General features: G+C 45.3%; 3 protein-coding genes. 2 read left to right on the forward strand and 1 reads right to left on the reverse strand.

Annotated features, from left to right (window positions below; all coding sequences use genetic code 11):
* Positions 1–143: 143 nt before the first annotated feature.
* Positions 144–1,250, reverse strand: a complete 1,107-nt coding sequence (locus tag ONB37_05540) for a hypothetical protein (protein MDZ7399611.1) — start codon at positions 1,248–1,250, stop codon at positions 144–146.
* Positions 1,251–1,716: 466 nt separating this feature from the next.
* On the opposite strand from ONB37_05540, the gene ONB37_05545 reads away from it, so the two are divergent.
* Entirely contained in the window at positions 1,717–2,217 is a 501-nt protein-coding gene (locus ONB37_05545; GenBank protein MDZ7399612.1) for an ATP-binding protein, read from the forward strand.
* A gap of 778 nt (positions 2,218–2,995) precedes the next feature.
* Complete coding sequence (locus ONB37_05550) at positions 2,996–7,675, forward strand: acyl-CoA dehydratase activase (protein ID MDZ7399613.1); 4,680 nt, start codon at positions 2,996–2,998, stop codon at positions 7,673–7,675.
* The last annotated feature ends 136 nt before the right edge of the window (positions 7,676–7,811 follow it).

Consider the following 7,811-nt stretch of genomic DNA (forward strand, 5'->3'; position numbering starts at 1 on the left):
GATCTCTAAAAAATTTGTCGCGCTAATTACGTCAAAAAACAAACGCGCAACCGAATACCCATCGCAGCCTAAATAAAAAAATCCGTTTAAAACCTTGAATTGGCTGTTCCTCGAGAAAGATTGTTTCTGCAGACCAAAACCAGCTATTCGATCGCTACTCGTTCGATGACAATTTTATTATTCAGGATCTGCTGCAGAATTGCCATCAATTCCTCTTGTGGTAGGTTTTGTCCATTTTTCAGCATTACACCGGTAAAACTATAACCGTCAAGATCGCCGCCATTTCCGAACAACGCTGCTAACCTGGAATCCCCAAGGATCGATAATAGCAAACCGAGCAACTGTTGATGCTGCATCGTCCCGGCGCCATTTGCCAAATCGGCGATTTTAAATCCCCAGATTTCGCTCTCCAGTTCTACAGGGCCGCTGGTCGATTCTGTGATGGCGACGATTTGCCAATAATATGTTTTTCCGGGTTCCAATGGCCATGTGCCAGAAGCCGGGTATTGAAAAAATGTTCGCCGATCAATCAATTGCTGCAATCTCGGCTCATTATTCATGACATCTTGAGGGGAATTGTTAAAAGGAAGCTTTTCACATACCGTGAGACGAAATCGTTCCGCCGTGGAATGCCATTGAAAGAACGGTAACGTTGTGTATAAATCCATTAATTCGCCACCTTCCACTGGCTGTCCTGGCGAGATCAAATCTAGGGTCGTCGAAATCTGAATCCGAATGATCTCTTCATCGAATATCGCGCGTTGGGCAATGCTATTTTTCTCATATTCCACTTCGACAAAAAAGTGATACTCTCCCGAAGGTAATTTCCCCTGCGCTAATATGGTATTCAGCAGATCGTCTGCTGCATCCCCAATATCGTAATTTTCAATCGAATATTGTTGGCCTTCCCTCAAAATGTTTTGACTGGTCAAATAGATCTGACCTGGAAATGGGGCAATGCTAAATGGATCAGTTCTTCCATCGATCAAAGTTTCGTTATCGCGTCGTATGCCAAAACGAAGCACCAATTGCTTGGGTACAGCGAAATAATTTTTAATCGTAATCGCGAACAAAAGCGGCGCCTGATTCAGATTGGTCAAATTCAAATCGTTTAAAAAGAAAATGCCATTATCGGGAATAAACAGTTCCAGATCGACTGTGACTGTATCCGATTGAGCTGACGTCGACGAGGGAATTAGAGTCATGAACAAAAAGACGATCGGTATCCAACAGCGCAATTTAATTATCATAATTTCACCTTTTGCTTATTCAAGGATAAATGATTATTGTCAAATTGTTAACTCTATCCAGTCTGCAAGGTAAATGCCAATAGCATGATAGATTGCGGTTGTTAGGATAATTTAATTAGGTCTGTATATTTTAAGCGCTCAGATGAATGGGAGATAATCGAATGAAAAATTGGGGATATACAACTTGCTAATTCATGAGTTGATTGGCAAATTTGTAAGCTGGTTTGCTGGAGCAAACATCTCCTTTGATAACCAAGTTTGTTATAACCTGATGCATTGTTTCACCTGAACACAAGAAATTTTGAATCAAAATGAACTGACCTGCGTATAGAACCCTGAGCAAAAAATTCTGATCCGTAGCTTGAAAATGGTGTATTAGCTGGGCGAAAAAACAGAATCTTTGCACCGACCATAGTAAGCCATCTGTAATTTGCAACGTAGGAAATGGGCATCATTCTGATAATTTATGAGAAATTTGATAAAAGAGCTTTATGACAAAACCCTGATCAATCATCATGCAGACGATCTCGACCAATCTCGGCCCGAGAGGACATTTCATTTTAAAATACGGAGTGTCACTGATCAGATCACCAAAACTATTCAGCAGTTCGATGCTTTGCTCGAAAATCATCATTGTTGCTCCGCTCGAACCAAAGGGGAGCTATCCACCGCCCTTTCTGAAGCACTGGCCAATGCGATCGTTCATGGCAACAAAATTAACCCCGAGCTATTCGTAGATTTGAAAATCCAATTCTTTTCAGATCAAATTATTTTATCGGTCAAGGATAAAGGCGATGGCTTCGACTATCAGCAGCTCCCTGACCCATTGAGTCCAGAGAACATCAAAAAGCCCAGCGGCCGCGGTGTGTACTTAATGTCCATGTTAGTGGATAAGGTCAATTTTCGGCAGCATGAAGATGGGATGGAGGTAGAATTAGTCAAATATCTCACCGATAAAGATAAATAGCAGGCGCGGGATTCGGCATTTTTTTCGATCCGAAATCATCTTTAAGAGGATCACGATTTATCAGCAAGCGAATCAAGATATACAGAACCCTAATCTATTGCACTCGATTTCAAATTTAGCTTCAAAATATGTTCGGAGCTTGCGACATCTGTTGCAAGCGGAATTTGAAACAGTCTTTATGCTCATAAGGCGAGGCAATGTTGATTTCATCTTGTATCCAACTTTTTGCTGCTTGTGAAGATCCGCGTTGCAAAATCGTTGACTTGAGCTCGGGCTCCAGCCGGAATCGATACTCCCACCGCGCCCATTTTTGTGCTGTTATCATTCAACGATTGCCATTATCAGTTTTTGTCCATTTCAATTTCTGATTGGTCGATTTTCATCAGTGTCTCATGATAAAGAAAATTTTTTAACAGTTAAAGGCTCCCTGATTTAATCAATCCCTCGTTTCTTTGGCAGACCAACAGTGTCCTCCAAATTATGCTTGCATTAACATCATCGCTGGTTGCAAATATGAGAAAATCACAATCACCACTCCCAGGGCTGCTGGATTTGCATGTGCGAAATTTAGCTGCTGGCAATTTCTTCATTTTGGATAATTTTCATCGATTCCTGAATAAGCTCATTTGGTAATGATCGCTGAACAAAAATCCGCATTATTAGGAAACTCGAATGTCCTCTGCGGCGTTAATTGGACTTCATTCAAAGAGATGTTTTGATTGCAAGTTTGCCGAATAATTGATATATTGGATGAAAACAATTTTCGGAGGGACTGCAAATGCCAGCTAAAAAGAACGAGCGTTACTATTTGGGAATCGATGTCGGTTCGGTGTCTCTGGGTTATGCGGTATTAGATCAAGATCGGCAAATTCACCAAAGCGGCTATCTGTTCCATCGGGGAAATATTTATGCTGCGTTGGAGTCCTGTCTCGCACAGCTTGACTTGAGCAACATTTGCCAGATCGCCTTTAATCACCGAGCGGTGGATTTCTTTGCCAATGGGTTGGGAGTGAACGATCAGGTGGCTGTCATTGAGGGGGTGAAATTTTTGGTCAACGATGTGGGCAGTATTTTCACCGTTGGCGGCGAGACCTTTGGGCTGATTTTGCTGGATGAGCAGGGGCATTATCAGAAATTTATTTCTAATTCTTCCTGCGCGGCTGGCACAGGAGCGTTTTTGGATCAGCAGGCAGGACGGTTGGGGCTTTCGGGCAGTGCGGAGCTAAGTCAGTTGGCAGAGACTTTCTCGGGCGAACCACCGAAAATCGCAACTCGCTGTGCCGTATTTGCCAAAACCGATCTCATTCATTGTCAACAACAAGGATATTCGGTCTCCGCGATCGCGGCTGGATTGTGCAAAGGCCTCGCCCACAACATCACAGACACCCTTATCAAAGGGATCGAATTGCGCTCGCCAGTGGTCGTTGTCGGCGGCGTGGCAAAAAACAAAAAAGTAATCGAATATATCTCAGAAATTATCGGTCGACCGATTTCGATTCCAGAACATGCCGAGCTGGCTGGAGCGATCGGCTGTGCGCTGACTGCTCAGCAAAAACAGCGTCAAGATTCTGAATGTTCTGGTTTCGCTGAGCATCCCAACATCATTTTAAAGCAACAGTCTCAAGAAAAGCATTACTTTTTCCCACCTTTGAAATCTGAGCTATCGGTCTTTCCCAATTTTGATGACCATTCGCATTATCTATCGGATAGTGTCGAGGTGGATATTTATCATCTTCCAAACCAATCCGGGGTGGTTCCAATTTTTATGGGCATTGACATCGGCTCAACCAGCACCAAGGCCATTGTTATGCACGCACAAGAAGAGGAGCACAACATACTGCTTGGCTTATACACTCGGACCATGGGACAGCCCATCAAAGCCACCCAGGCGTTGCTGCGCGCGCTCCGAGAGATTGAACAGAAATATGATATCCAATTTGAATTTTGTGGCGTAGGTACTACGGGCTCAGGCCGAAAGTTTATTGCTAAGGTGCTAAATGCGGACTTGGTCATTGATGAAATTACAGCCCATGCCCGTGCGGCTTATGCCCTTAATCCTCAGGTCGATACCATCATCGAAATTGGGGGGCAGGATTCCAAATTCACAGTGTTGAAAAATGGCCAGGTCACTTTCTCGGTGATGAATTACGTCTGCGCCGCGGGCACCGGCAGCTTCATCGAGGAACAAGCGAAAAGACTCAATGTACCGCTCAGCGACTATTCGAAACTGGCTGTTGGAACAGCTTCACCGCTCACCAGCGATCGATGCACCGTATTCATGGAGCGCGATTTGAACCATTTGATGAGCCAAGGCTATTCCAAATCCGAGCTATTAGCCGCCGTATTGCATTCGGTTCGGGACAATTATCTCTCCAAAGTGGCCCATTTGAACAAAATTGGTAACGTCATCTGTTTTCAGGGTGCGACCGCCAAAAATCATGCCCTGGTCATGGCCTTCGAGCAAAAACTGAAGAAGCCGATTTTCGTATCGAAATACTGCCATTTGACTGGAGCATTAGGCGTCTGTTTGATCATGAAAGAGGAGCTCAAATCTAATGGTTCAGCTTTGACCCCAAAAAGCTCCCCCGAATCCAATTCAACACTGGAAATGCGCTCTGAACAGCTTCCTCAACAAGCATTGGCGCAAGCTCCGGTCCAGGCGAATTTTGAGAGGCGAGTGGCAGATGTTCAAGTCGCTTCCCAGTGCCTTCCGAAATCGAAATTCCGCGGCATCGAATTTTATAAAGAATCCCCAGAAGTGATTAATGAAATCTGCGATGGCTGTAAGAACCATTGCAAGTTGGTGCGCATTCACATGGCCGATGAGGACATTGTATGGGGCTATCTGTGCGGTCGCGATGAGTCCAGTGATGGATTTATTCCCCGTCAGAAATCCCGATTTGATCTATTGAGCCAACGTCGGCGCATTTTAAACCCAGCACCCGCATTGCGCCAGCTCAATCCCGAAATAGCGGAAAAGAAATTGACCAATCTCTTGGAGGAATTAAAGAGAATTAATCTCTCGGATTCGCTGGAAAAAATTAAACAAATCGATCTGGATTTATTGCAAGACAAGCTGAAAGATCTGAATTTGAATGCTTTGCTGGACAAGTTGAAACAGCTCAATTTGAATATCCCATTGGGTAAATTAAAGCAATTGATCGATCTCAACCTGCTTTCATTGCGGCATCGGATCTTTACGCTTCAGCAAGAGGATATTCAGCCGACCAAGGCCAAAAATGAGATCACCATCGGCATTCCGAATACGCTTTATGTGATTGAATATGCCCCGTTCTGGGAATTATTCTTTAAAAAATTGGGCTACACGGTCAAATTATCCATGGCTCGCTCTGAATTTTTGGAGAATGGGAAAGAGATTGCTGGGGCGGAGTTCTGCGCGCCGTTATGTTACTGGCACGGCCACGTCAAACAGCTCAGTGAGTCCGTGGATTATCTATTTCTGCCGCACAGCTTCGAGGGTGGCGATCCCAGCAATCCAAAGTTCTATTGCTACTATTCCAACTACGCCGTTGCGCTGGTACAAAATATTGAAGCGCTGCAATTGAAAGATCGCTGCATTGCGCCCATCATCGATTTTTCGCGACCAGCGATCTATAACGTCCAGCAGCTTTACGAAAGCCTTCCCGCAGCGCTGAAATTGATTCAGACACCCACTGAAATTCAAAAAGCTTACACGGAAGCATGGCAATGGTTTACAGAACAGCGGAGGCAATTGATCGAACTCTATCGGCGACAACGACATTGGTTCGATGACATCTCGGTGGTGCTGTTGGGACGACCCTATTTGACCCTCGATGCGGTAATGAGCAAGAACATCCCCCAGAAATTCGCTGACATGGGCATCAGCGCGTTTTTCCAGGACATGCTACCTTTGGCCGAGTTGCAGCCCAGCCCAATCACTCGAGATTATTTGAACTGGAATCACTGGAAATTTGCCTCGGATATTCTAAAAGCGGCCGAATACGCATGCCAGCAACCCGGGCTCTATCCAGTGATCCTGACTGCCTTCAAATGCTCCCCAGACTCATTTGTTTTGAGCTATTTAAAAGAGATCATGGATTATCATCAGAAGCCATATCTTGTGTTACAGTTAGATGAGCATGGCTCGGATGTCGGCTACGAGACGCGGATCGAAGCGGCGGTTCGGTCATTCCGAAACCACTATCGCCAAGGTGGCACGGCCCCTCATCCCAAAGCATCCAGCAGCATTCTGCTCACCATTTATAAAGGGGGAACGATCCTTATCCCCAACTTCGATTCGTTGAGTTGTAGCCTCATCGCTGCTGCGTTTGAGCACGCTGGATATGACGCCCGGATGATCGAAGAGACCCCGACCAGTGTGGTCTCCAGCTTGCGATTGAATGATGGACAATGCTTGCCGGTGAGCGCCATTGCTTCTGCCGCGGTTGAAACAATTGAGAAATATCGACTCCAGCCTGAAAAAACGGCCATTTTCCTCAATGCGCTGTCGCGACTGGCCTGCAATTTTCCTCAGTACCCATTAATGGCGAAGAAATTGCTGGAACAATATGGGCACGGATTCGAAAAGGTCCAGGTCTTCGCTACGGAATTTGAGATGCGCGGCATGCCATTCGAGTTGATTTATGATGTATATTGCAGCTATCTCCTCGGTGGACTGTTGCGCAAGATCGCCTGCAAAATCCGTCCCTACGAAATCATTCTCGGACAGACGGATCAATTGATCGAGCAAGGCCGGCAAAAGCTGTATCAATGTATTCAACATGGCGAATCCAAAGAAGCAGTATTTCGGGAAATTGTCGCACAATTGGCGGCTGTTCCAGTCAGCGAAAACTATGGCACGCGGCCCAAAGTGAGCATCATCGGAGACCTATATGTCCGAGACAACGATGTATTCAACCAGCAATTGATCAAACAATTAGAAAGTTACGGCGCTGAGGTCGTCACGACTCCATTCACCTATATTTTGCGCATGCAGGCCGTGAAGCACAATTACAATCTCAAAGAAGAAAAACAATATCTGGCTTTGCTGCGGGATAAATTGCTGGTGGAGGTGCTGGAAAAATTTGAAAAACGGTTTTTCCAGATCGCCAACGAAATTTTTCAAGAGGAGTTCCCAACATTTGACGATTCGATTTTCGAAAACCTCATCCGATACAATTTATCGCTACGCCATGGCGGCGAAACCGCTCAGAATGTGATGAAGATCTTCAGCCTCTTGAACCATTACCCAGACCTGAAGCTGTTCATCCATATCAATCCGATCTTCTGTTGTCCAGGATTAGTGAGCGAATCGTTGTTTAAAAAGATCGAAAAAGATATTGGAATTCCCATCGTTTCCATCATCTACGACGGGACTGCCACGCGCCGCAACGACGTGCTAGCGCCGTACTTGCATTATATCACTCAACGACTGGGAGTGATGAAAGAGCTGCCTCTCCAAACTTCCAAAGTTTAGCTGCCTTTGCCAGATTTCGAGCGTTCCTAAACCTCCCAGGTTTAGGAACGCTGGCTTCAAAACATTTACCGAACTAACACCATCTTCCTCACCTGCCGAAACTCCCCGGCGCTGATGGCATAAAAATACACGTCCG

The sequence above is a fragment of the candidate division KSB1 bacterium genome, from assembly GCA_034506395.1.
Classification (GTDB): Bacteria; Zhuqueibacterota; Zhuqueibacteria; order Thermofontimicrobiales; family Thermofontimicrobiaceae; genus Thermofontimicrobium.